Origin of the sequence: Methylocapsa acidiphila B2 (genome assembly GCF_000427445.1) — a bacterium.
GTDB classification, from domain to species: Bacteria; Pseudomonadota; Alphaproteobacteria; order Rhizobiales; family Beijerinckiaceae; genus Methylocapsa; species Methylocapsa acidiphila.
In genome coordinates this window covers 1831729-1858535 of the sequence record NZ_KE386496.1, presented here as the reverse complement: position 1 = coordinate 1858535, position 26807 = coordinate 1831729, and the positions used below count along the sequence as shown (strand labels likewise).

The 26807-nt window shown below is 59.1% G+C and carries 19 protein-coding genes; all 19 read right to left on the bottom strand.

What is annotated here, in order from left to right; genetic code table 11:
- Positions 1–31: 31 nt before the first annotated feature.
- Positions 32–2713, bottom strand: coding sequence for a magnesium-translocating P-type ATPase (gene mgtA, locus METAC_RS0110940; protein WP_084143581.1), 2682 nt, complete (start codon positions 2711–2713; stop codon positions 32–34).
- A gap of 151 nt (positions 2714–2864) precedes the next feature.
- The gene (locus tag METAC_RS0110930) at positions 2865–3812 is read right to left on the bottom strand and encodes a prephenate/arogenate dehydrogenase family protein (protein ID WP_026607061.1); all 948 of its coding nucleotides are present in this window, start codon (positions 3810–3812) and stop codon (positions 2865–2867) included.
- Positions 3805–4914 carry a histidinol-phosphate transaminase gene (gene hisC / locus METAC_RS0110925; protein ID WP_036256344.1) on the bottom strand — a complete coding sequence of 370 codons (1110 nt, stop codon included), beginning with the start codon at positions 4912–4914 and terminating at the stop codon, positions 3805–3807. The genes METAC_RS0110930 and hisC overlap by 8 nt, the downstream gene beginning before the upstream one ends.
- A gap of 165 nt (positions 4915–5079) precedes the next feature.
- Complete coding sequence (locus METAC_RS0110915; protein WP_026607059.1) at positions 5080–5949, bottom strand: chorismate mutase; 870 nt, start codon at positions 5947–5949, stop codon at positions 5080–5082.
- A 79-nt stretch (positions 5950–6028) separates the two neighbouring features.
- Positions 6029–6508, bottom strand: coding sequence for a hypothetical protein (locus METAC_RS0110910; protein ID WP_026607058.1), 480 nt, complete (start codon positions 6506–6508; stop codon positions 6029–6031).
- Positions 6508–7365, bottom strand: a complete 858-nt coding sequence (gene dapD / locus METAC_RS0110905; RefSeq protein WP_026607057.1) for a 2,3,4,5-tetrahydropyridine-2,6-dicarboxylate N-succinyltransferase — start codon at positions 7363–7365, stop codon at positions 6508–6510. Before dapD ends, METAC_RS0110910 begins: the two co-directional genes overlap by 1 nt.
- Positions 7366–7955: 590 nt before the next feature.
- The gene (locus METAC_RS0110895) at positions 7956–9170 is read right to left on the bottom strand and encodes an efflux RND transporter periplasmic adaptor subunit (protein ID WP_051335523.1); all 1215 of its coding nucleotides are present in this window, start codon (positions 9168–9170) and stop codon (positions 7956–7958) included.
- Between the two features lie 9 nt (positions 9171–9179).
- Positions 9180–12374 carry an efflux RND transporter permease subunit gene (locus METAC_RS23245; protein WP_051335522.1) on the bottom strand — a complete coding sequence of 1065 codons (3195 nt, stop codon included), beginning with the start codon at positions 12372–12374 and terminating at the stop codon, positions 9180–9182.
- Positions 12375–13880: 1506 nt separating this feature from the next.
- A complete protein-coding gene (locus METAC_RS0110880) occupies positions 13881–14846 on the bottom strand; it encodes a hypothetical protein (protein ID WP_026607055.1) in 966 nt (321 codons plus the stop codon).
- Between the two features lie 135 nt (positions 14847–14981).
- Positions 14982–15689 carry a hypothetical protein gene (locus tag METAC_RS0110875; protein ID WP_156898185.1) on the bottom strand — a complete coding sequence of 236 codons (708 nt, stop codon included), beginning with the start codon at positions 15687–15689 and terminating at the stop codon, positions 14982–14984.
- A 1445-nt stretch (positions 15690–17134) separates the two neighbouring features.
- The gene (locus METAC_RS0110865; protein WP_026607052.1) at positions 17135–17416 is read right to left on the bottom strand and encodes a hypothetical protein; all 282 of its coding nucleotides are present in this window, start codon (positions 17414–17416) and stop codon (positions 17135–17137) included.
- A 364-nt stretch (positions 17417–17780) separates the two neighbouring features.
- The gene (locus tag METAC_RS23240) at positions 17781–19136 is read right to left on the bottom strand and encodes a sensor histidine kinase (protein ID WP_036255470.1); all 1356 of its coding nucleotides are present in this window, start codon (positions 19134–19136) and stop codon (positions 17781–17783) included.
- Complete coding sequence (locus METAC_RS0110855) at positions 19129–19830, bottom strand: response regulator transcription factor (protein WP_026607051.1); 702 nt, start codon at positions 19828–19830, stop codon at positions 19129–19131. Before METAC_RS0110855 ends, METAC_RS23240 begins: the two co-directional genes overlap by 8 nt.
- A 50-nt stretch (positions 19831–19880) precedes the next feature.
- Positions 19881–21608, bottom strand: a complete 1728-nt coding sequence (locus tag METAC_RS0110850; protein ID WP_051335521.1) for a hypothetical protein — start codon at positions 21606–21608, stop codon at positions 19881–19883.
- Positions 21609–22042: 434 nt separating this feature from the next.
- Positions 22043–23596 (bottom strand): ISL3 family transposase, encoded by a 1554-nt coding sequence (locus tag METAC_RS0110845; protein ID WP_026606791.1) that lies wholly within the window; start codon positions 23594–23596, stop codon positions 22043–22045.
- A gap of 183 nt (positions 23597–23779) precedes the next feature.
- Positions 23780–24508, bottom strand: a complete 729-nt coding sequence (gene istB / locus METAC_RS0110840) for an IS21-like element helper ATPase IstB (RefSeq protein WP_026607049.1) — start codon at positions 24506–24508, stop codon at positions 23780–23782.
- 366 nt (positions 24509–24874) lie between these two features.
- Positions 24875–25204: an antibiotic biosynthesis monooxygenase family protein gene (locus tag METAC_RS0110835; RefSeq protein ID WP_026607048.1), complete on the bottom strand. Its 330-nt coding sequence runs from the start codon at positions 25202–25204 to the stop codon at positions 24875–24877.
- A 48-nt stretch (positions 25205–25252) separates the two neighbouring features.
- Complete coding sequence (locus METAC_RS0110830; protein ID WP_026607047.1) at positions 25253–25876, bottom strand: NAD(P)-dependent oxidoreductase; 624 nt, start codon at positions 25874–25876, stop codon at positions 25253–25255.
- Between the two features lie 90 nt (positions 25877–25966).
- Entirely contained in the window at positions 25967–26728 is a 762-nt protein-coding gene (locus METAC_RS0110825) for an SDR family NAD(P)-dependent oxidoreductase (RefSeq protein WP_036255469.1), read from the bottom strand.
- Positions 26729–26807: the final 79 nt, after the last annotated feature.

The window sequence follows — 26807 nt, the reverse complement described above, 5'->3', positions numbered from 1 at the left end:
CGCGCCGGCGCAAAGGGCAGGAGTCCGACGGTCACATGCCCCAGCGGCGAACGAACCAGCTTTTGACGAGATGGGTCAGCACCGCATAGCTCAGGAGAAAGCTTGCGACGATCGGCCAATAGAGCGGCGGCAAGGGCGTGAACTTCAGGGCGTCCGCGACGATCGGCACATAGGGCAGTGAGATGCTGATCGCGCAGATGAGGACAGTCGTCGCGATCAGGGCCGGGCTTGCATGGCTTTGAAAAAATGGGATCTTCGCGGTGCGGATGATGTGAATGATGAGCGTCTGGGTCAGAATAGATTCGACGAACCAGCCGGTCTGGAAGAGCGTCGGATTGGTCCAGGCGTTGAACACATAAAGCATGGTGAAAAAGGTCGCGTAATCGAAGATCGAGCTGATCGGCCCGATGAAGATCATGAATTTGAAAATATTGCCGATGTCCCATTTGCGCGGGACCTCGAGATAGTCCTCGTCGACATTGTCCGTCGGGATAGTGGTCTGCGAGAAATCATAGAGCAGGTTGTTGGTGAGCACCTGGATCGGCAGCATCGGCAGGAAGGGCAGGAAGATGCTGGCGCCGAGCACGCTGAACATATTGCCGAAATTCGAGCTCGCGCCCATCTTGATGTATTTCGTGATGTTGCCGAAGACCTTGCGGCCCTCGATCACGCCTTCCTGCAACACCATCAGGCTCTTCTCGAGCAGGATGATGTCGGCGGATTCCTTGGCGATGTCGACCGCCGTGTCGACTGAAATGCCGACATCGGCGGATTTGAGCGCGGGACTGTCGTTGATGCCGTCGCCGAGGAAGCCGACCACATGGCCCCTGGCGTGAAGCGCGCCGATCACGCGCGCCTTCTGGGTCGGCGAGAGCTTGGCGAAGACGGTGACGGAAGAGGCGAGATCGGCCAATGCCGCGTCGTCCATCTTCTCGATCTCTGGCCCGAGCGCGATGCGATCGACCGCGAGGCCGACCTCGTGGCAGATCTTGCGGGTGACGATTTCATTGTCGCCGGTCAGGATCTTGACCGCGACGCCAGATTGCTCGAGCGCGGCGATCGCCGCTCCGGCGCTCTCCTTCGGCGGATCGAGAAAGGCGATGAAGCCGAGCAGGGTCAGGTCGCGTTCATCCTCGACCGAATAGGCCTTCTGCTTGAGATCGGTGAGCTCCTTGTAGGCGATGGCGACGACGCGGAAACCATCCTCGTTGAGCTTGCGCGTCTGATCCTGCACGCTCGCGAGATGAGAGGCGTCGAGGGTTCCGCTTTCATTGTCGATCTCGTAAAATTTGCTGGCAGCGAAAACTTCCTCCACCGCGCCCTTGCAGATCAGCACATGGGTCCCGTCTTCCCTGGATAGGATGACGGAAAGCCGCCGGCGCACGAAGTCGAAGGGGATTTCGTCGATATTCTCGTAGCGATGATGCAAATGAAGGTTCTTGCCGAGCTCGATATGCTCGAGGACCGCGAGGTCGAGCAGGTTCTTCAACCCGGATTGATAATGGCTGTTCAGATAGGCGTATTCCAGCACGCGCTCGCTGTCGTCGCCGCGAATGTCGAGATTGAGCTTCAAGATAATTTTATCTTGCGTGAGCGTGCCGGTCTTGTCGGTGCAGAGGACATTCATTGCGCCGAAATTTTGGATCGCGTTGAGTCGCTTCACAATCACCTGTTTTTTCGCCATCGCCATCGCGCCTTTGGCGAGATTGACGGTGACGATCATCGGCAGCATTTCCGGCGTCAGGCCGACCGCGACGGCGACGGCAAACAATAGAGCTTCGAGCCAATCGCCCTTGGTGAAGCCATTGATTAGGAACACCGCCGGAACCATCACGGCCATGAACTGGATCATCAGCCAAGTGAAGCGGTTGACGCCTTTGTCGAAGCTCGTCAGCTCGCGCCGTCCGGCGATCTGATCTGCAAGCTGGCCGAAATAAGTTTTCACCCCTGTATGGACAATTGCGCCGGTCCCAAATCCGCTGACCACGCTGCCGCCCATGAAGCAGATATTGGGAAGGTCGAAGGGGTCGGTGATGGCGCCGTCCGCTGGCCCCGGCGATTTTTCCGAGGGCATGGCCTCGCCGGTGAGGGCCGACTCATTGATGAACAGATCCTTGGCGCTGAGGAGCCTCAGATCGGCGGGAATCATGTCGCCGGCAGAAAGGCGCACGATGTCGCCCGGAACGAGCTGCTCCATCGGAATGTCAACGAAGCCGTTGGATGAATCGTCGGCTTGGGCCAAGGCGAGGCCCCGGCGCTTGACGCTGGCCGCGGTCTTGACCATGGCGCGAAGCTTGGCTGCGGCGTCATTGGAGCGATGTTCCTGGACGAAGGCCGTCGCGATGGCGAGGACGACCATGATCGCGATCACGACGGACGCGCGCATGTCGCCGAGAAAATAGGAAATCGCCGCGAGGCTCAGCAGCAGGGCGTTCAAGGGATTCTTGGCCCGTCCCCATAATTCCCGCAGGATGCTCGGCCGCCCTTCGCGGGTCACGAGATTGGGGCCGGCTGCGGCGAGCCTTGTCGCCGCTTCGGAGGGCTCGAGCCCCTCGGGCGCGGTCCGAAGCAGAGGCCAAAGCTCGGCTTCCTCCGCTCGGCTCACCGCGAGGATCTCGTCCGAGAGGATGATATTGGCGCCATGCGTCTTGAGATGGAGCGCGGGCTTCGGATGGCGAAAACTCAGCCGGTCGAGAAGCGTCGAGCCGTTCATGCGAGCTGCCTTTTCGGTCTGCAATCAAAGTCGCGCCGCGAAGTCGCTGCGGCGTTCGAGATCTTGCCGACTTATTGCGACAAGGAGATGCTTTAGATCAAACAGGGTTCGGCGGCGTTGCGAAGGCTGGTGATTGCCTCCAAAAACGAAATCAGCGCTCGCCGGCTCTCCGGCCAAAATCGGGCGCGGCGGTTTCCTGGCCCTGCTCGATGATGCCGCGCCGGATCGCCCGCGTCCGGGTGAAGAGATCGGACAGGCCTTGCCCGTCGCCGCGCCGGATCATGCGCTGGAGCGCAGTCAGATCCTCGGTGAAGCGGCCGAGCATTTCGAGCACGGCCTCCTTGTTGTTGAGGAAAATATCGCGCCACATGATCGGGTCGGAGGCCGCGATGCGGGTGAAGTCGCGAAATCCGCCGGCCGAGAATTTGATGACCTCCGATCGCGTCACTTCCTCGAGATCGGCGGCGGTCCCGACAATGTTATAGGCGATGAGATGCGGCACATGGCTCGTGATTGCGAGCACCAGATCATGATGCGCCGGCTGCATGATCTCGACATTGGCGCCGGCCGCGCGCCAAAACGCTGAGAGCCGCTCCACGGCTTTCGGATCCGCGCCGTCCGGCGGCGTGAGGATGCACCAGCGATTGAGGAAAAGCGTCGCGAACCCGGCTTCCGGCCCCGAATATTCGGTGCCCGCTACCGGATGGGCCGGGACGAAATGAACCCCGGCCGGCAGATGCGGCGCGACCGCCGATATGATCGAGGCCTTGACCGAGCCGACGTCGGACAGAATGGCCCCCGGCGCGAGATATGGGCCGATCTCCTGCGCGATCGTTCCCATCGCGCCGACAGGCGCGCAAAGGATGACGAGATCGGCGCCCGCGACCGCCGCTGCGGCCGTCTCCGCGACTTTGTCCGCGATCGCGAGTTCGGCGGTCTTGGCGCGAACCTCTCCCGAAGCGTCCGCGGCGACGATCGTGCGGGCGAGCCCTTTGCTGCGGGCGACCCGCGCGAGCGACGAGCCGATGAGCCCAATGCCGATCAGCGCGAGCCGTTCGAAGAGCGGCTCGTTCAGCGGCGCTCCGAGGCGGTCAGGCACGCGCCGCGCTCGTAGGCTTGAGGAAATCACGCAGCGCCTCGACGACCAGGCGATTGGCCTCGTCCGAGCCGACGGTGAGGCGCAGGCAATGCGGCAGGCCATAGGCGGCGACCGCACGCAAGATGAGGCCTCGACTCGTCAGAAAATGATCCGCGGCCGCCGCCTCCTGCGCATCCTTGAAATGCAGCAGCAGAAAATTGGCGACGCTCGGCGTTGTCTCAAGTCCAAGCGCGCCGAGTTCCGCCGCAAGCCAATCGAGCCAGCTTTTGTTGTGGGCGACCGCCTTGTCGATATGGCCTTGGTCCTGCAGCGAGGCGATCCCCGCGGCCATTGCCGCGCCATTGGTGTTGAACGGCGGGCGGATGCGATTGATTGCATCCGCAACCGCGAGCGGAGCGTAACACCAGCCGAGGCGGAGGCCCGCGAGGCCGTGGATCTTCGAGAATGTGCGGGTCATCACCACATTCTCGCTCGGGCCGACGAGCTCGACGCCGGCTGAATAATCTCGGGCGGTCACATATTCCGCATAAGCCGCGTCGAGAACGAGAATGACATGGGCGGGCAGGCGCGCGGCCAGCCGCTCGATCTCGGCGACCGGCAGATAGGTCCCAGTCGGATTGTTCGGATTGGCGATGAAGACCATTTTGGTCTTCGGGCCGACCTTTGCGAGGATCGCGTCGACATTCGCCGTGTGGTTCTTCTCCGCCGCGACCACGGGCGTTCCACCGGCGGCGAGAATGGCGATTTTATAGACCAGAAAGCCGTGCTCGGTGAAAACGCCTTCGTCGCCGGGCTCGAGATAGGCGGCGGCGAGGAGATGAATGAGTTCGTCCGATCCGGCCCCGCAGATGATCCGCGCCGGATCGAGATCAAAACTCTCCCCGATGGCCGTCCGCAAGGCTTTCGCGGCCCCGTCGGGATAGGCGTCGAGATGGTCGGCATAGGCGCGTACGGCTTCTTGCGCGCGCGGCGAAGGGCCGAGCGGCGTCTCGTTCGACGAGAGCTTGAAGATCCTGGGGACACCCGGCGCCGCGCTTTTGCCCGGAACATAAGGGTCGATGCGGAAAACGCCCTCCCGCGGGCGCGGGGTTATAGGCTCGATGTCGGTCACGGCGGTTCTCGTCACCAAAGACAACTCCAAAATTTCAACATTGCTTAGAGCATATCGGCGAAAAAGTTGATCGGCATTTTCGCTTTCGACTCGGCGCCGCCTCCGTTCAACCCGTTGATTTCGGGAGTTTGTTTTTGGCTGCGGATCAGCGGCGCCTCAGGCGGCCTCGTCTTGCGTTTCCGGTCGCTGCGCCGAGGAAAAATCGAATCGCGCGGCATGGCTGCCGATCTCAGCGATCCTCGGCTCCACCGCCCCGGCTTGGATCAAGGCCTCGCGCAGCTGTTCGGGTCCGACCGCCCCGCTCGCCGCGACCATCAAAGACAGCCCAAATCCGTCGGCGGCGCTGTCGAGGATCTCCGCTCCAAGCGCGGCGAGGCGCGTCGGCCCCTCGTCGAGCCAGCGCTCGAGCGCGATGGAATAGACGACCACATCGCGCGCCGCCGCTTCCGCCAGGGGTTGAGCAATGACGAAAAGCGGCGTCCCGGCAGGGTGGTCCGGGCGCTCGACGAACGGAAGCCGCGCGATGACCTTTGGCGCGCCCGGCCCGATAAGGCCGCGCCACCAAGGGCCGGAGGCTGCGCCGCCCTTGACCGGCGCCAGGCCGAGGTCGCCGTTCGATTTCGCGACCGCGTCGATCACCGCGCTTGCGCCTTGATGGACCACATAGGGGACGGTGAAGCCGAAATGAAACCGGCAGCAGTCGCGCATCGCCGCGTCGCCGGCGGAAATATCGGCGTGAACGCTGTAATTCGCCTGAACATAGGTGAAGGTCGAAATGATGATCCGCCAGATGCTTTCGACCGTGTCGAGCGGGAGCAGCCCCTCGTGCCGGGAGGCGAGCGTGCGCATCATGTCAGCTTCCCGCCCCGGCCGGAAGGCCGAGCCGCCGCCCTGCCGGGCCTTGGCTTCGATCAGGCGATGGATGATCTCGCCGCGCTCCATGAGGAGCTTATGCAGATCGGCGTCGATCCGGTCGATCTCGACCCTGAGATCGGCCAGCGTCTCCTGACAGGATGGTTGAGGCATGGTCGCGCCAGCTCGCAAGGATTTTTAATCAGTCTTAGGCCATATTCGCGCGAAGCGGGACCTGCTTCGCGCCGGAAAATCATGAGGATCGCTCGTCGAAAACGCCGAGCTCCAAAATATTCCAGAGGATGATCCCGACGAGCAGCAGATCTATGCCCGCCACGTAAAAATAGGGGACGTCCTCTGCGACCCGCGGTTGCAGCCAATGGACGGCGCCGCTGAAGAGCGCGAACAAAGGCAGGAGGCCCGCGAGGCCCGAGGGCCAGCCGCGGTCGCGCCAGCGCTTGGCGCTCAAATTATAATGGCAAATCGCGATCAGGAGGACGGCGAAGGCGTAGAATACGAGATAGACGAAGGCGGCGATGGTCGCCCAGGCAAAGAAGGGCGAAGAGGCGAGATCGCGGTGGGTCAGCGGCTCCAGCGGAATCCAGATCGCCGTGAGGACAGCTAGAACAGCCAGAAGCAATCCCGTGCCGCGCCGCCAGGTCTTCGCGTCGATGCGCCCGTCATCGGTGCGGAACAGGAAGCGGGCGTGGCCGTCGGCCAGGAACGGAGCCATCAATCCCTCAAAAGCTCGTTGATCGCGGTCTTGGAGCGCGTCTGGGCGTCGACCGTCTTCACGATCACCGCGCAATAAAGCGAGGGGCCTTGCGAGCCGTCCGGCAGGGGTTTGCCCGGCAAATTGCCCGAGACCACGACGGAATAAGGCGGGACATAGCCGACATGGATCTTGCCGGTCCCGCGGTCGATGATCTTGGTCGAGGCCGAGATGAACGTGCCCATCGCGATCACCGCCCCCTGGCCGACGATCACGCCTTCGACGACCTCAGAGCGCGCGCCGATGAAGCAATCGTCCTCGATAATGGTCGGATTGGCCTGCAGCGGCTCCAGAACCCCGCCGATGCCGACGCCGCCCGAGAGGTGGACGTTCTTGCCAATCTGGGCGCAGGAGCCGACGGTCGCCCAAGTGTCGACCATGGTGCCTGTATCGACATAAGCGCCGAGATTGACGAAGGAGGGCATCAGCACGACGCCCGGCGCGATATAGGCCGAGCGGCGCACGATGCAATTGGGAACGGAGCGGAAGCCCGCCTCGGCATGCTCTTTTTCCCCCCAGCCGGCGAATTTGGAAGGCACCTTGTCCCACCAGAAAGCGCCGCCCGGGCCGCCCGAGATCGGCGCCATGTCGTTCAGGCGAAAGGACAAAAGGACGGCCTTCTTGAGCCATTGATTGACTTTCCAGGAGGCCGGCCCCTCGGCGCCCGGAATTTTCTCGGCGACGCGAAGCTTGCCGGCGTCGAGCAGATGAAGCGTCGCGTCGACCGCCTTGCGGATGTCGCCCTGGGTCTGCGCATTGACGTTGATGCGATCCTCGAAGGCGGCGTCGACGATCGTTTCGAGTGCGGTATGCGGCATGTTTCGCTCTTTCGTCTTAATTCTCTTCGATGCTGCGGAGGCTCGCGCGTCAGGGGGTACGAGCTTCGGGCGGCGGAATCAACTGGCCGTCGAGAAAGCCGAGCACCGCATAATTTGGGCGGGGTAGGCGGCGCGCGACCGGTCCAGGAACCTGGGTCCGACTGCTGAGCTTCGTTATCCAGTCTCTCGCAGCCTCTGGACTCGGTCGCGCCGTGTCGTCATCGGCCGCTATGGGCTTACGACCGTTGAGGAACTCCGCATCCTCGCACATGAGAAACGCATCGCCCCATCGAAGAGCCTCGCCCGGCTCGCCGAGGAGGCAAGGCGGCTGGGCTCCTAATCGTCGCCGAGACCTGCGACTGGCAGGCCTTGGAGGCCGAGGCAGGAAAGATCCTTGGCCGTCGCCGACGCGCCATCGCGGCTTCCGAGCTAGCGATGGATCGCAGCCGGAGGGAATCGGCTGCTGAGGCCCGCATCCGCCGACCCCTCGCAGCGCCTCGGCCGATATGAGGCGACCGGACCCTTAATCGACCCTCAACTTCTTAACAGCCTCGCAGGCTTCGATCACGAAAAGCGACGCTGACTTCCGTTCAAATGCCGGATCGGGCGACGCTGTCCGAAGCCTCCTTGACAGCTTGTGCTGCCGGGATCGCGCGCTTCGACTCCGCAATCCTGACGATGTCGCCCGGGATGATCGATTCCTGCGGACTGTCGATGATTTGGTCGGACGCGGACAGGCCGCCTATGACCTCGACGTCATTGCCTAGATTGCGGCCAATGCGTATTTTCTTCGACATAACTTTCCCGTCCGCGCTGACCGTCGCCACAGACATGCCATCAGGGCTGAAGACCAGAGCAGTGGCGGGTATGAGCAGCGTGCTCGGATCGGACGGAATGTGAAAATGAACCTCGGCAAATGCGCCGGGCCATAGCCTGCCGTTGGGATTGTCAGCCTGTAGTTCGACCAGCCCCGTACGGGAATTCTCCGAGATTGAATTCGACGTAGAGGTCAAAGTCGCCTCGAATGTTTCGTCGCTCCCCGGCAGTTCCAGCACAGCCCGTAGACCGGGTTTCATTTCGCGGAGATAGGCCTGCGGAACGTTGACATAAATCCGGACGCGGTGGATGTCCGAGACTTGAAACAAGGCTTTGCCGATTGTGCCGCCCGCGCTGACGAGATCGCCGATATCGACGGACCGCGCCGTGACAATCCCGTCGAAAGGCGCCGTGAGCGCTTTGAACGAGGTCAATGCTTCGAGACGAGCGACATTGGCCTCAGCCGCTGCGACGGCGGCAGCTTTGGATACGGCGTCGCCGTCCTTCTCGTCCTTCGCCTGTTGTGAAACGATGCTTTTCGCCGCAAGACTTTTCCACCGCTCCAACGTCACCTGAGCGAGCTTTTCATTTGCCCGAGCGCTCGCTAGGTCGGCGCGCGCCTGCGCGAGTTGTTGATCGAGCTCGGGAGAGTCAATCGTGGCGAGCACTTGGCCCTTTTTTACATGGGTCCCAATATCTTGGAACCAATCTGTCACATAGCCGCTCGCGCGCGCATAGATGGCTCCTGTGTTGAAGGCGCTTACATCGCCGGGGAGAACAAGTTGCTGTTCGCTCGGTCCGTGCGCCGGCTGCACGAGTCGGACCGTGGGAATCGCTTGTTCATTGGTCAGGGCGATAAGCTCCTGTTTGCTCCTTGCGCGATCGACGATGCCAGATATCGCAAGCCCCAGCGCCGCAACCCCAATGACGGAGCTGATGAGAAGGACACGCCGGCGTGTTGCGGTTGGATTGGGTTTGGACGTCATCATCTCCACATTTCAGGCTTGGGAAGGTCTATCAGAAAGCCGCGCGCCCGCGTCATGGGCCTCGCTTCGCTTCCGTCCATGCACTATGCTGAATAATGTCGGCACCAAGAACAAAGTGGCGCAAGTGGCGAAAATCAGGCCGCCGATAACGGCCCGACCAAGCGGCGCGTTCTGCCCTTGTTCGATAGCCATAGGCCCCATGCCGATGATCATGGCGAGAGCGGTCATGACCACGGGCCGAAAGCGCGTGCTCCCCGCTGCAAGCGCAGCGGTCCTTGCATTTTTTCCATCGGCAAGCTGTTCCCGGGCGAAACTGATGACGAGGATGCTGTTCGCCGTTGCGACGCCCATGCACATGATCGCCCCAGTTAGCGCGGGCACCGATAAATTTGTATGCGTCAAGAACAGCATCCACACGATTCCCGCGAGAGCTGTCGGCAGCGCTATTACAATTATAAATGGGTCGAACCAGGATTGGAAGTTGACGACGATCAGGAGGTAGATCAGCACAATGGCGAAAGCTAAGCCGAAATAGAGCTGCTGATAGGCGCTGGTCATGGTGACCACCTGCCCGCGAATCACCGCGGTCGCTCCCTTCGGCAGATCCGCCTGCGCCGCGTCGATGATTATTTGAATATCGGCGGCGACGGCGCCTAGATCTCGTCTTTGCGTCGTCGCGTAAATGTTGATCGTCGGCCGAATATTATAGTGGGACACGATCGCATCGGCGGGTTCGGGCGATATTGTCGAGACGCCGCCGAGAAGCTGTGTTGATGAACCGGCGGCCACGGGAATATTCTTCAAAGCGTCGAGCGCGTCCATGTCATATTGCGGCGTCTGGATCGAAACCGGGTAGGACACCCCGCTTTTCGGGTTCAGCCAATAGGCCGGCGTTGTTTGGGTGCTGCCTGCGAGCGTGTCTTGAATGCTTGTAGCGGCGTCGCGCTCGGTGAGCCCCACCAGGCCTGCAAGCGAGCGATTAAAGTCGATTTTCAAGGCGGGCGCCCCGAATGCCTCCTGAATGCGTGCGTCTGCAATGCCGGGAACATGGCGAATCTTGGCGAGCAATTTATTGGCGAAGGCTCGGTCGGCGTTTTGATCGACCCCGGCGATCTGAAGGTCGATGGGCGCCGGCGCCCCGAAATTCAGGATTTGGCTCACGATATCCGCGGGTAGAAATGAGAATGTCGTCCCCGGAAAATCCTTTGGCAATTTGCCCCGTAGGACTTCGACATAATGGCTTGTGGGCGTCGGCCCCTCTTTCAGAGAGATCAACATATCCGCGTCCTCGACGCCAATCGTCCCGGAGTTTCCATAGGAAAGATTGATCCCGCTGATAGGCATCCCGATGTTATTGACGACGCTCGTCAGTTCGCTCGCGGAGATGATGGCGCGGATCTCTTGCTCGACCTGACTAGCTAGACGCGTCGTCTCCTCAATTCTTGTTCCGATCTGCCCGCGAAGATGAATTCTGATTGCGCGACCGTCTATATCCGGAAAGAAGGTCTGGCCCAGAAAAGGCGCGAGGCTGAACGAAAGAACAGTCACGCCGACGAATCCCCCAACGAGCCGCCAACGGCAATTGATCGCGGCCTCCAAAAGATCGACATATGCGTCGCGAACTCTGGAGAAATAAGACTCGAAGCCCGTCTGGAAGCGCGAGAAGAAGCCTCCAATTTGCGGCGGCCCATCGGGCGCTTCACCTGCCCCGTGAGCATGGTGAACGTGGGGACGAAGGAGATATTTGGCCATTGTTGGCACAAGCGTGCGGGACAGGATGTAGGACGCGATCATCGCGAAGACGACGGCTTCGGCGAGCGGGCAAAAGAGAAAGCCGGCGACGCCGCCAAGTCCAAACATCGGCACGAAAGCGATGCAGATGCAAAGCAGCGACACAGTGGCCGGCACAACGATTTGTTCTGCGCCATGGAGAATCGCCGTTTCCACTGGCTTGCCATGTTCAAGGTGCCAGTTGATGTTTTCGATCGTCACTGTCGCCTCGTCGACCAGGATGCCGACGGCGAGCGCGAGGCCGCCGAGCGTCATAACGTTGATTGTCTGCCCCAAGGTCGAAAGAACGGTTAGCGAAGCAAGCACAGAAAGAGGAATCGATACAGTTGTTATAAGCGTCGAACGCCAACTTCCAAGAAAAAGGAGGATCATTAGGCCAGTCAACGCCGCCGCGATCACGCCTTCGCGGACGACGCTGGCGACCGAGGAATTGACGAAGTCGGACTGATCGCCGACAAGTTTCAGATCCACGCCCGGCGGAAGCGTCGCCGCTATGGTCGGCAAGCGTTTCTTCACGCCCTCGATAACGTCCAGAGTCGATGCGGATCCGGCTTTCATCACCGTCATCAACACGCCTTTGCGTCCGTCCAACTGGACGACGTTTGTTTGCGGCGGGCTTCCATCATGCACAAAGCCGACATCGCGCATGTAAACGACGGCGCCATTGACGACTTTGATCGGCATATTATTGAAATCACGAATGCGCTTTGGCGAATCGTTTAAATTTATTGTGTACTCAAACTTGCCGATTTTCTCGGTGCCCACAGGCGTGATCTGATTTTGCGCGGAAAGGGCGTTGACCACGTCCTGCGCCGATAGACCATAGGAATGCAATGCGCGCTGATCGAGATCCAGTTGAACCTGCCGCATCATGCCGCCGTAGGGTGACGGGACCGCGGCGCCGGCGACTGTCGCGAGGTTCGGCCGGATGAAATTGCTCGCCAGATCATTGAGCTTTGTCTGGGAAAGCGTGTCGCTCGAAAGAGCCAGCTGGATAATTGGGACGCTTGATGCGTTGTAGCTCAGGATTTGCGGCGGAGTGACGCCTGGCGGAAGCGTTTTCAGAACCGTTTGCGATATGGCGGTCACCTGAGCCTGGGCCGCATTGATGTTCACGGTGGGTTGAAAGAAGATCTTCACAATGCCGTAGCCGGCCAGCGATTGGGATTCGATATGTTCGATATCATTGACCGTCGCAGTCAGGGCGCGCTCATAGAAATAGACGATCCGGCCCGACATGTCGTCTGGAGGCAGTCCATTGTAGCTCCAAATCACGCTGATTACCGGTATGCCAATATTCGGAAAAATATCAGTCGGCGTGCGAATCGCGGAGAGCGATCCAAAAATTAGAATAAGGATCGCAAGAACGAAGAACGTGTAGGGGCGTCGAAGCGCTAACGCCACAATGTTCGGCATAAGCAACGGCCTTAAATGCGTGTGGTTCGCCCTGAGATGCGGCGCTAGGTAATATATGTCCCATGGGCGCCGGTGATCGCCGACCGCGCCAGATCGTTGAATACAGCAAAAGCCGCGCAGAGAATATTATAAAAAGTTTTATGTAAATGGCGTACGCTCGCCAGACGTCGCGACACTATTGTGCCCTACTTATTAACCAAGGTCATACAGAGGTTATGTGCGACGACAATGCGGCAGCGTTGACGACAGAATTGACCGATTTTGTCGTAAGGGTGCAAAATTAAGGGCGCTCGGCGACGTGAGATATTAAAAGGCGAGCCCGGATTATTGCTTTCGGCTCGAAAAGCGGCCCCGGCGAGATCGCCGATCGCGTTCGACCGGTTTACGCAAAGGTCGCGCTCTGTACTAGGCCGGAATTTCTCGATCGCTCTGTTCAATCACTGTGATGCCGGCTCGGCGTCGGAGCTCCGAGAGACTGCCCGATTTGCGTTTAATTTCACGAAGAGCTTGACTGGGCCTCAACTCGCCGTGAACTTGACCGCGTTATCGATGCGTTCGCCGCCGATTTGTTCAAGAGGTCGAAATCGTCGCCGACCAGAGGCGGCCAGATGCTTGCTGTGCGTCCTCTGCGGCCAGGCCGGCTCATCCCATTGAGCTTTTGTGGACCGCCGCCAACATGTTTAGTCTTGGTGCGCGATGGATTGGGGTTGAATGGCGCGGGTTTCCTGATGTATCGCAAGCGTAGGGCAGGACGTCCTTAACGCTACCGGTTGGAACTAGACAATCCCCAGCGAAGCTGAGCTCTCTGGGAGCATTCTAACCCACAAGGCGTTCCATTGAGCGACCGTATGAAATCGGACGTGCTATCATAGCCGCCGTCGGGTCCTTGATAATTGTCGGGCGGCGCTACCGGCATCGCCGGGGGCGTTTGGAACATGTTAGCGTAATCCTTCGGCCCCGCGATCGCGGGAGAGTGGACAAAGCTGAATATCATAACGGCAAGAGCCAAAGAGGGAGATAGGACCTTTTTCATGGTAAAATTTCCCATGTCGAATCACGACGTCGCAGCTTCTCGGCTTGCGCCTCATTACAATTTTGCATCGGAGCGCAAGTTCCGACCCACAATTTAAATATTGAGTTAGTTTTGGTCTATCCGTTGATCAATTGCGCCTATGGCGACGATCATGGTCAATTGCACGCATTTCCCGCCTCGCCTGCGAGGGTTTTGTCGGCGCTCTATGCATTAAGGTCGAGCTAGCCATGCCTATGGGCGAGCCAGATTGTCAAGCCACTTGCATAGCGGCCGGCTTTACCCGAACAATGCGGTTGTATGGTTTCATTCTAGACCGGTTTCCAGCCAAATGGCTCATTCATTCGACGGGAAGTCGCTCGAACTGCGTGCTCTTGAAATCATAGTTCTCCTTTCAGCCGGCCCTTTGACGAAAATTGACCACGCTAATAAATTTCCAGCGTGGTCAAGTTTCAGCGCCTTACGTAGGAGCATCGCTACTGAAAGGGGTAGTAGCGGATGCTCGTCATAATTGTGCTTTCGTTTGCTTTTGGAGAATAGACGGCGTGCTGCTGCGCGAGCGTTTGCCCCAGTCCTGACACGAGTGCTCCCGTGTACTGCGTCGTAAACACATCGCGCTGCGTAAATGAGTATTGCAGACCGACGCGCACTTCGCCAAACGCTCCTTTGTAGACCTTATCCCACAAGCCGCCGGTAACCTGCCAAAGGCTTTGCGTCTGACCCGAGCACGTCGACGACGGCGCATTGACGATACCGCAGCCGGAATTCAATGCGTTTGGGGTCCCATACCCAAAATAGATTGGCCCGGCGGACGTGTACCCGACTATGCTATAGGCTGGATTCTCTTTCTCCATCCCGGCGAACAAATAAAGATCGAACGCTGGAGTCGCATGCAAAGTGAAACCACCCATTCCCATCACTTCGCCGATCGGCCGCAACGATCCGTTCCAATTTATTGTTGAATCGGGGAGAAGGCCTGCGCCGTACCGGCCGATTCCGCGTCCCACCATGGCGCTTCCCTGGAAGTCGAGCATCTTTGGGATGATCGGCACGATCACGCCGCCGCCGAAGCCATATCCCGCAGTGTCATGCGTGGATATGCTTCCTGGAAGCGAGACGCCGCCGACGGCTGCCGCGGAAGCGTCGTATAGATCCTTGTAGAGAGCCATGGCCTCCAGATGGATATCGCGGTCGCCCAAATCCGCCTCGTAGGCGACTTTGCCGATCACGTCTGGCGCGTGGTTTAACGAATAGGGCTGACCATATTGGCTGAAGCCCGCGCCGCTGCCGGTCGCGGCGCATATGGCGTTGACATACGATGAAACGGGGACGGTGATTGGCGAGGCTCCTGCGCCAAGGGTCGCCGCGGTGCCCTGGCACGCCGCGGTCGCTCCCCCCGGGAATGTCGTCGCGGCCTCTTCGGCGGCGATCGAAATCCACAATTTTCGGTCGAAGTCTTTTGTGAGACGGACGCCGGCCTGTCGCGCGAAAATAAAGCCGGGGAGGAACTGGCCGTCGATCGTGGGTGGAGGAACCTCATTGCGCGGCGTAATTCCATGGCTATTGAGCGTCGTTAATCACCACATTTGGCCGGCCATCATGTGCAGACCGTAGTCGTTCCAATCGAGCGCTGCATAGAGTTGACGAACACGGGGAGCATAACCGTTTGTGTCTGTTGCATTGGACGGCGTACCGGCGCCCAGAAAGTCAAATTCAGAATAGCCAGACACCAAGGTTGTCGGCGTGATGACGCCTTCGGCCAATAGCGAAAGGCGGCTCTGACGTCCGGTCATCCTATACTCGTTTGTGTGCGAGATGGGATTATTGCCCAGTGGAATGCTTGCCCATGCGCTATTGATGTCCGAATTCGTCGTCCGAGACCGAAACACGCTTTCGCCGGCCATAAAGCCGCCTGGCGTGAGGACGACGCCGCCGAACACGAGCTTCTTATCTGCAGTGACAAAGGCTGGAGTCGCTCCGTCGGGGATTGCTGGCGCTGACGGCGGCGGAACATAAGCGGGCGCCGAGGCGGTTTGGCGTTTGGGCTGATCGGCGACCTGGCGAACCTGCTCTCGCGTGCGTCGCGTATCGGCGCGCATGTTGCTTATTTCAGCTTTCATCTCGCGATTCTCCGCCTTCAGCGCTGCGAGTTCCGCAGCGAGTTCCGCCAAGGTGGGTTCTGCGCGTAGCGCTGCTGGCGAGCAGGTCATCAAAAGACTAGCCGTGAGGCCCAACGGCAAATAATGAGTGAGCGATTTGGGGTTACGGCGAGTTATAGGCGGCATGGCTCTCTCTCGTTCAAATGGCGATGTCACGATAGCCTCCAATGTAGCGGCGCAATCCTGCGCTCGGCCGGATGGTTGTTTTCCTATATGCGATATACATGGCGGTCAGGTTCAGCGTTGTTTGGACGCCATCCTCTTGACGCCCGGTTTCCGATCGACGCGATGTGCGAGCGACGGCGTCCTCAAAGAGTAAGCATCTTCGTCACGCCGCTATGCTCCGTGCGCGACGGAACTAGCGCGTCTTCTGATGATTGTGATTTGCATTCGGAGTCATGCGCGACGTGTTGCATACAACATGGCGCACAGCGGACGTGTTTCTCTCATCGAGTGATAAGATATAAATAATACGATACGGCTTGTGACAAGTGGCGGCGGGCTGTCAGGTCAACGTTTGACGATGCAGTGTCGATTATGTCACGAAAAATAAATTTATATTTATGTATTTAGGGACGTAAGGCCTGCAAAGTCGCCTATATACCGTCGCGAGTATGTGGCGTCTCGCAATTGAGGCGAGGACACGCATCGACAAGCGCCATGAACGCGATGGAGCTAAGCATTTGTTCAAAGCTGGTCGGATGAGCCGACTCGGTCGTGAGGTCGAAGGCCGGAAGGTCCGCAGGACCAAGGCGGCCTATGCATCACTTGTTGGCTAGTAAGAAGGGTTGCCGGGGCCTTCGGGATGGGCTGGATCTGCTCCTAAGCCCATTCTGCCTCTTGTGCCCGACTCGTCGAAGGCTTTGCGATCGCAATCGTCGAGCGAATAGCAAGGACGTAGGTGCGGGGGAAGGTCATACTGCGGATAGGCGTGCGCTGGCTGCGCCGCAGGACATTTGCTGCGACAAGCGCTGGCGGCCTCTGCTGGCGCCAGAATAATAAGGCCGACTAGCGTGGCGACTTTCGCGGTCGTCAGCATAGCGTGGCCGCGCGCGCGGTAGCAGTTGCCTTGAAACGACAGCTGCGCAATCATGGGATTGCTCCCGCCGCAGGATTCTTTCCCTGGAGCATGGCCCCGAGACTCCCGCTGACCATCTCGGGATTTGCGATATAGCCGTATTGGACAGTAAAGTCGGGGATGCGTGGCGCCGGACTGGGCATTGGTCCGAGGTAAGCGTGCCAGCCCCTCATTCTGAGCGCGCGGCTCATTTGTGTTGAGCAATTTTTGACGCTTGGAGCATGCAGAGCGCTCGCCATGCCGACATTAGCCGCGGACATCACGAGGAAAACTGCAAGGAGAAGGATTTCCGCCGCTTTGCTCATCATCGCGCTCTCCATACGTTTGGAGATTGCCGGGATTCGCTGAACTGACCGAGTCGCTGGTGGAAGACGATCGACGGCGGCTTCCGCCTCCGTCGCTTATTTATGGACTGTCGGTTCGACCGGCAGGTCGTCTCGTAGCTGTCGAAACAGATGCTTTGGTTACTGCAGGCGACAGGCAACGGCTTAACTTAATAGGATGGGTCGCCGGGTCCTTCGGGATGCATGGGGGAGGCGCCCAGACCTTCCCGACCGCGCGTTCCGGAATGATCGAAACGCGCCCGGTCCCAGCGCGAAACAGCCAGGTTTTGGCTTTCGGCTGCGCTAGGACGTTGATATTGAGTCGGATAGGCAGATTGCGATTGATGATCTTGCGCCGAGACCGTCCCGATAGATGCGATCAAAACCGCGACGGTAAGCCCAATTTTCTGCATCCTATGGCTGATGACGACATTGCGGATCGAGCTAGACATAGGCAGCTCCTATTCTTGGCGAGATATCGAACTATTTGTATGCTGTTGCATATGCCAATAATATATGAGCTTTAAAGGCGTGGGGGTATGCTTTTTATTTAAAATATGTTTCATATCGGCGAGTTTATAAAAATTGCTTTATGTAAAATGCTAACGTCTACGCCAAGAGCAACAATTGATAGTACATATAGTTGGAGCTGTGATGTGCACGACGCCTTGCGAGAGCATCATAGACCTCTTCGGAGTTTGAGAGATGCATTTTTGATTGGATGAAGGGATTTAAACAGAGAGAGGCGAAGTGTTAGATAGACAATACAACTTGGCTTAATGTCACTCTTGGCGTGTGTCGTCTAAAGGCTGAAAGTCAGCTCATTTGACGTGATGAGATCTCGAAAACAGAGCCCGGATTATTATCCTCGACGTGAAGATCGAGCCCATGCAGATGGGTGATCGTAGACGCCATACTCAAGCCAAGACCGGTGCCGGCAATGTGTCGGCATTTCTCTGATCGGTAGAAGCGCTTAAATATTTCGGCTCGTTCGTTCGGCGGGATCCCGGGCCCCGTGTCAGAGACGCGAATTAAAGGTCCGTCGTCGGCCATTTTCACCGTGACTTTGACCGCGCCGCCTCTGGGCGTAAACTTGATGGCGTTATCGATAAGGTTCGCGACCGCTTCCATCAAAAGGTCGAAATCGCCGAAGAATGGAACCGTCGTTGGCGCCTCTAGAGTAAAGCCAATCGATTTGGCCTCAGCAAAAGGAGCGTAGAGTTCGAAGGCGTTCCTACAAATTTCGTCGAGTTCGATATGCGTGAATTCGCTGCGCCGACGCCCGAATTCAATCTCTGAGATTCGTAGAAGAGCCGTGACAGTCGTCATCGCGCGGTCCAGCTCCACCAGCGCTCGTTTTGCGGCGATGCGTACGTCCTGCTCGGAATTTCCTGCAAGACCTCGCTCCAACTGGGCTTGCATGACAGCTAGAGGCGTGCGTAGGTCATGAGCTATGTTGTCGCCGACGCTTTTGATCTGGCCAAGCAGTCGGACTATCTCGTCGAGCATGAGATTGACGGCGCCTGCTACAAATTCAATGTCGTCCATCTTGCCGCGGGTTGGGAGCCGCTCGTTCAGATCCCCCTGCATTATGCGCATGATCGTTTGGTTGATTGCTTTCAGCCGTCGCGCACTGCGCAAGCTGAATATCACCCCCGTAAAGAGCGCCAGAATAATTGTCGGCGCGACGCCGAGCAGGAGCGCTTCGCCGACTAGTTGCCTTAAGGCAAAAACTTCGTAGAGGCTGCGACCGAGGAGGACGATGCCGCCATCCGCGCGTCGGCCGGCGACGAGTAGGGCCGGTTCCGTTCCCGCATCCATTTGCCTAAGCGGCAGCACCTCCATCGAATGCGCTGCGCCATCTATAGGAAGCCCCTTCGGCAAGGCGGCGACGTTGCCGGTCACCACTTTCCCATCTTTGTCGAAAAACCCAGCGTAATCGAGTCGGCGCAAGTCGCTCGTCAGCCGCAAGTCGATCTCGCGCTTGACCCGATCTTCGGGGTCGCTGATGGCCTTGGTGATTTCGTCAACCAGCCGGACTTCCACCCGCTTGACGTCAAATGTCGCTACTCGCCAGTAGATGAACAAGAACACCACGGAGGTAGCGGCCGTCACGGCGAGCGCAAACAGGACAGCCAGACGGAAAGTCCCGGCCTTGAAAAGCTCAGTCATTCACGTCAAGCACAAAGCCAGCGCTGCGGATGCGTCGAATGAGCGGCGCTTCGCCGGGTTCATCCACTTTGCGCCGCAATTTCCCGATGTGCACATCGACCAAATTCGTCTGTGGCGCGGAGCGAAAGCGCCAGACGTCCTCGAGGATCATGGTGCGGGTTATCGTCTGCCCGGGATGGCGCATAAGATATTCCAATAGCTTGAACTCAGCGGGCAACAGGTCGAGAACGCGCTGCCCGCGGGATGCTTTGCGCTCGAGGAGATCCATCTCGAGCGGACCGACTCTCAAGCTCGTGGCGCGCGCGTCGCTCGACCGGCGCAGGAGGGCTTCGACGCGCGCCGCGAGCTCTTCCATGACGAAAGGCTTGGTGAGATAGTCGTCGCCGCCTGCCTTAAGCCCGCGGATCCTTTCGTCGACGCCGGCGAGAGCGCTAATCACAAGCACCGGAATCCGAATGCATTCGCTTCGCAATGTGTCGATCATGGACAAGCTATCCGCCCCGGACAGCATTCTGTCGAGGATCAGGAGCGCGGCCGGTTCGGAGCGAATCGCCTCGAGCCCGGCTTCCTCGGTCGCTGCTATGCGCACGAGGTAGCCGAGGCTCTTCAGCTCCGCTGCGATTTCCCAAGCCATCTTAGTCTCATCTTCGACGAGGAGCAGACGCGGATGTTCAATCGAATTCGCAGCTGACATTTTTTTGGGTCCTAAAATTTCAATTGCTGCTTGGCGCCGTCATCGGCGTCCTAAAATGGGTAATATCGAAGGCTGGTCAAGAACGCGCTGTCTTCCGTCTTCGCCGCGCCGCCGATGCCGGCGAAGGAATATTTCTGCGTGAAGGAATATTGGAGACCGGCGCGCAAGCTGCCGAAGGGGCCATCATAGAGCTTATCCCAGAAACCAGCCGTGAATTGCCGGATCAATTTAATGTTGCCGGTGCAAGTGGGCGTGACGGCGGTTGTCGTAGCCGCTTCGGTGCTGCAGCCCAAGTTATTGTACAGAGGATTGCCATTGCCATAGACGGACACGACCCCGGTCGAGCTCACGAGGTTGGAGTAGCTCGGCTTCTGGAATTCCTCGCCGGCATAGGTATAGATGTCCAGCTGCGGCAGCGCATGCCAGACGGCCCCGGCGAGCAGCATGGTTTCCGGCAAGGGAGAGATTGTTCCATTCCAATTGAAGCTGACGTCGGGGAGTTGCGCGCTGCCGTAACGGCCGATGCCGCGCCCGGTCATGCCCGAGAACTGAAGGTCAAGCGTTTTCGGCACCACGGGCACGAGGATCGAACCCCCGACGCCCCAGCCGGCGACATCCTGATTGTTGTTGTATACTTGACTATAGAAGTCGCGGAAGATGCCGAAGCCTTCCATATGGATGCTGCGGTCGCCGAGATTCGGGTCCCAGGCGAGTTTGCCGATGACATCCGGGACGTGATTGAGCGAGAGCGTATTGACCGAGTTGAACAAGCCGCCGCCGACGGAGGGAGCGTTATAAGTCAGGGACGAAGGCAACACGCCTGCGACATAGGGCGACACCGTCGTACAATTGTTTGTTACGACGGCGCCGGATGTGGTTGATGAGCAGCCGAAAGTCGTCTGGGGGTTTTCCACCGAAATGCCGGCCCAGAAGGTTTGGTCGAAATCCTTCACGAGCCGGATCTGCGGCTGGCGCGCCCATGCGAACCCCGGCACGTATTGCGCGTCGATCGACAGCGGAATATCTTCCTTCCGAGGGATAATGCCCTTGCTATTCATGGTCAACAAGGACCAGGTTTGACCGGCGAGAAGATGAGCGCCGAAATAATCTTCATCGGCTGTCGCGTAGAGGTGCCGAATCCGCAGATTGAACGAATTGCTTTCGTTCGAATTGGCGGTTTGAGCGGCGCCGAGGAAGTCGAACTCGCCATAGCCGGCGAGATGCAGCGTCGGCGAGACATTGCCTTGGACGAGCAGTGAAGCCCGGCTTTGGCGGGCGCTGAAGCGGAACTCGTTGGAATAGCCGACGCGGTTATTGTAGTAGGGAATATTCTGATAGGGCGTGCCGATGTCGGCGCCGACGAAGCGGTTGCGGAAGACGCTTTCTAGCGCCAGGAACCCGCCAGGCGTGATGCTGACGCCATTTATATAAAGACTTGGCGATCCCACCTCCGGCAGGCCGCGCACGGCCGATTGCGTCGCGGTAAGGCCCTGCTGCGGAGCGCCGCCGAGCGGCGCGATCGCCACGCCGATGTTTCCGTACGGCGACCCAGGCGGCGGCGCTTGCGGAGCGGGTTGCGCCGCGACGGCGCGGATCTGAACCTGGGTTTCTTTCTGTTTGCGCGCTTGCTCGCTGACCTTCTCTTCGAGCTTTCGCAGCTGCGCCTTAAGCAGGCGAATTTCGTCGGCCGTATCATCCGCTCGCGCAGGACCGTGGAAGATGAACAAAGCGCTCATGGCAGTCGCCATCAAGGCTGCTTTGTAATGTTGCGACATCATGGGTGGCTCCCCTTTTTTGATTGGTCATAAAGAGCAACACGTCGAACGACTCTAGCTATATGACAGATATATTACATAGCTATATTTCTTGTGCATCTCTAGTGACCTACGATGTAGCTATAAAAATAAGTTGTCGCCCACAACTGAATGATTCAATGCTAACATATATTCATATTGTATGTGTCTACTAAGTCACATTATAACACCATAACCCGTATAATTTGCCTGGAACTGTGGCCGTTTGACGTATTTAGCGCGATTTGTTCTGCAGTACTCTAAAATATATTTTATAAAAGTAATTTTATAAAAGGTCGTTGCTTGCGCGATTGTCGTCGCGGGCTGCTTGAAGCGATGCCTAAGAGGCCGTGCGAGAATGCTCGACGTGTCAATCGGCTTGGAATTTTGGGTCTGACGCAAATTTGATGATGGCTGTTTCAATCTGCGCCGATCAGGCGCGCCTGGAGAAGATCGATCTTTGCGCGTCCATACATCTGTCGCTTAACGAGCTTGAGTTTAGTGACCTGGCCTTCGGTCTGGCCGTTTGACCAGGTTGACGAGATGGCGGCGCGGACAGCTAGCTCGTCGCGCGCGATGCCGTTGGCGAATGAAGCGACAAGGCTGTCTCGCGCTCGTTCGATCCAGGGTGTGAGAACTGCAGTCCCGTTTTGTCGAAGCATCCTGTGAAAGGCGTCAATAATCTCGCGTGCCTGGACGAGCGCGGGCACACCGCTTTCGATTGCGGCAATGACGACTGTTTCCGCCTTCGACAACGCATCGCGGCCAGAAGTCATCAGTCGCGCGATCGTTCGCGCTGACGGCAAGCGCTGCAGACTTTCGATGTTGGCTTTCTCCGACCTGCGCCGGCGTGTCGCCCATTCGCAGACGATGCGCGCCGAGCCGCGATATCCTTCTGATCGAAGTCGCCGCCACAGATCCGAGGCGTTGTGTTTGCCGGTCGTCCACTGAGCGTCCAGCCACGGCAAGTACGGATCGAGCGAGCTCTGGCGTGGCCTGAATACGTCCGACCGTTCGCCGCGGACGACGCGGCGGATCGTCTGCCGATGATAGCCCGTCTGACGGGCGATCTTCTTGAGCGGCATGCCGCTTGCCGAGAGCGCCAGAATGGCTGCGTTGGTCTCCTCGCGACGTAGATAACCTTCGTACTGGATCCGCTCGGCGCAGGTCAGGAGCTCGGGATTGATCGTGGTCGCGCCAATGACGCTGCGGATCTCGCGCATAGATTTGCGAACGGCTGCGAGGAAGCCCTGACTGGCGTTGGACATCAGATGCCAACGGTCGGCGACCTGAATGGCGTTGGGCAACGCCTTGGCGACAGCTTCGCCATACCCGCCGCCGCGATCACGCGCCACGATGGCGATCCCGGAGTGGTCGGCAAGCCAGGCTTCGGCCGTCGCCTGCTCGCGATCCGGCAGGAGGATAACCGGACGGCGCCTCTCAAGATCGCACACGATGGTTCCGTAGCGATGATTCCGCCGCCACGCCCAATCGTCGATGCCGATGACGCTCAACGGCTCCACGGGAACACGCGCGCGGCGCCGGACTACCCGCAGCAGCGTGTCGTTGCTGACCGGCATGACGAGACGCTTGGCGAAACTGGCCGCTGGTCGGCCGCCGAGCGCCAGTCCCAGATGATGGACAAGGCAATCGAGCCGTCCAGTGCGCCGCGCTCCTGGAGCCAGCACATCGTCCGGAAACCGCTCTGCAAATATCTGCCGTCCACAGAGCGCCGTGGCGCACCGGAACCGCCGCGCTATGATTGTCAGCCGCATGCGGCGACCGCAGAGCGGCAGATCCATCGCCGACCGCCGATAGCGGCTGTGAACGCGCCGGGACGGCTTATTGCAAGACGGACAGATGCTGCCGACGCTCTCGTGCTTCACGACAACGGTGGTCTGGCCCGGTTCGCAGAGAATGTCCTGCACGACAAAGCCATTGGGAAGGAAGGAACCGGCGCGAAAAGTTAGCATGTGGTGATTCCCCAGCGGAATCACCGCAATCGGCGCCTCAACTGCATCAAATGTGAGTCAGACCCCAAAATTGCCCCCCTTTTCCGATCGTAGAGCGCAGCGATAGCGCTCCCCTGGCGAAGCTGGTCGGGGTTGCGCAGCGGGGGCGAGCGCGGATCGGTTCGCGGTTTGATCGGGGACCGGTCAGACCCGGTTTTTGAAACGCCAACTTTCGTTGCCAGTCTCGACGATGTCGCAGTGGTGCGTTAGGCGATCGAGCAAGGCGCTGGTCATTTTCGCGTCGCCGCAGACGCTGGGCCATTCGCCGAAGGCCAGATTGGTCGTGACGATGATCGAGGTTCGTTCGTAGAGCCGACTGATGAGATGGAAGAGCAACTGCCCGCCTGATTGAGCGAAGGGCAGATAGCCGAGTTCATCGAAGACGACGAAGTCCATTCGGGTGAGATATTCCGCGAAGCGTCCCTGGCGGCCGGCCCGCGCCTCGGTTTCGAGGCGAGTGACGAGTTCGACGGTGTTGAAAAATCGGCCACGCTTTCCGGCGCGAATGCAATTTCCGGCGATCGCTATGGCGAGATGCGTCTTGCCGGTTCCCGTTCCGCCGACCAGCACGCAATTGCGCTGTTGGACGAGGCAGCCGCCGCCCGCGAGATCGCGCGCCAGGCCTTCGTTGATCGGCGTGTCGCCGAACTCGTAGTCGTCGATGTCCTTGGCCAGCGGGAGTTTGGCGATCGTCATCTGATATTTGATGGAGCGCGCGTGCTTTTCGGCGATTTCCGCCTGGAGAAGATCGCCGACGATTCGCGGCGGCTCATGCTGCCTCTTGATGCCGGTCGACATTACCTCGTCGTAGGCCGACCTCATGCCGAAGAGCTTGAGTTCTCCCATGAGCTCAAAGAGCTGCGTGCGTTCCATCAAGCCGTTCTCGTCAACTGATCGTAGCGGGCACAGTCGGCGAGCGGCATGTGCCGCAGTTTCAGCGCCTCGGGCGTGTGGATCGCTGGCGGCGGCGGGGGCTCGCGGCGGACGATGGGAGCTCTCGCGAGTTACTTTTGCGCCAAGCCGACCTATCGGCCGACATGCTGAATGAGCATTTCGGCATTGTATAGCTGCTGTGGTGCCGGCGAAGTTGCGAACCGACGGACGGGGGCACCGGTAATATGATCAATTGCGAAAAGCGGCACACAACCTTTGGCGCCGGCCCGGTGCGCTCGTCGGCCGCGTGGCAATTAACATGACGTCACCACAATCCACTACCGCAGAAGAATTTTCACCGGACTGCTAAGTTTTCACTTCCGTATAAATTCCCCTATCAAGGGTTATGTGAAGATTTCTCATCGTTTTGCTCGGATCAAAGGAAAGTTTTTCATATTCCGCCTGAACACGCGGCATAGAGCGTTCTAAGTCTTCTCGAGTTTCCCATGTCACAATCGTGATGTAAGTCGACTCTTCTTTATAGTCTATCTGTTCGTAGGCCCTGTCAGTGACAAATCCGGCCTGCTGCCCAATAATTTGCATGCTCAATTTTATTCTGCTCCTAAAACCTTGCATGGCCGCTTTAGGAACAATGAACCTGTCAATGATGACGTGTTCCTCTGCCTTGCTTTCCACTGTAAACTTCCCCTTCAAATTTCCAGAGTTCTCATTGACGACGCCGCTTCACGAGTTGGCGATTGTCACCGCGCGATCGATGTGTTCGTCGTTCGTCAGCTGATCGACGCAGAATTGCGCCACGTCGGGCCGGGAGATCTTGTGGGCGGTGTCGTGTCCCTGAAACACCTTTACGTTTCCGGTGGCGGCGTCATCGGTGAGCATCGCGGGGCGGACGATTACGAAGGCAATGCCGCTCGCGCGGACGACTGCTTCCATTGCAGCCTTGTCTTCAGTCGAGCCGTGCAGCCACGTCGGCACAATCACGTGCTCGACGAACCAACCCACCTGGTCGGCCGAGTCGCCGACTCCGAACGAGCTGATGACGATGACGCGCTTCACACCGTTTGCCTTCATCGCTGCGACGACGGCGCCGGCGACGCTGCGCTCGAGCGTCGTCTTGCGGTAGGGCGTCTTCCCGCCGATCGTGTCGATCACGGCATCCTGTCCGGCCATCGCTTTGTCCACGCTCGCCTGATCGGTCGCATCCCCCGCGACGACGCGGACGTTCGCGGGTGCGCGATACGTCGTTGCATCGCGAACGAACGCGGTCACGACATGCCCGGCCGCCACGGCCCGCTCGACGACGATCGCCCCGGTCTTGCCGGCCGCGCCAATGATCAAAACGTTCATAGTGTTTCCTTTTGTGGAGAGAGCAGCAACAACGCAGCTCGCCAACGTGTCAGTTCCGGGTCGAAGGTTAGCTCAGGAGCGGAGGCCTAATTATTCCCCGCCGTCGACGGCGAGGGTGCTACCCGTCACGAACGATGCGTCCTCGGACGCAAGGAACGCGACAGCGCCAGCGATCTCCTCGGGGCGGCCCATTCGCTGCAGAGCGGAGCCGGCCTTCATCAGGACCTCAATCGGCGCCCCTTCCAGGGCCGGTCGGACGTAGAGCTTGCCCGTCTCTTTCGCCATGTCCGTATCTGTGCCGCCCGGCGCCACAGCGTTGATGTTGATCCCGTGCAAGCCGAGTTCCGGCGCCAGGTTGAGAACCATCGCGGAAACCGCGGCTTTGCTCGCGGCGTAGAGCGTATGATGGAAGACCGAATGACGAGCGCTGATCGACGAGGTCAGCACCACGCGGCCGCCTGCCGTCATATGAGGGACGGCCGCCTGGGTGACGAAGAGTTGCCCGGCGACATTCAGTGAGAATACCCCCGAAAAGTCCTCTTCGGTGATGTCTTCCAATTTTCCGAAGTGATCGATTCCGGCTTTGCTCACCAGGATTTCAATGCGACCGAACGCCTGTATGACGTGATCAATATGCGCTCGTCGCTCCGCCGCTTTGCTCACGTCCGCCCTAAACGCGGTAGCGCTGAGTCCTTGCTCGCTCAGCTCTGAGACGAGAGCATCAGCCGCCGGCGCGCCATGAGCGTAGTTGACGACAACCGTCGCGCCCTCACGTGCGAGCCGAGTGGCGACAGCCTTACCGATGCCTTTGCTTGCCCCGGTAATGACTGCAATCTTGTGGTCGAAACGCATATCCAGATCGCCTGTTGGGCCGCCGGCTGGCGAACCTGGAAAGCGGTCTTCCCCAGGCCCGGATATTCACATCTTGGGT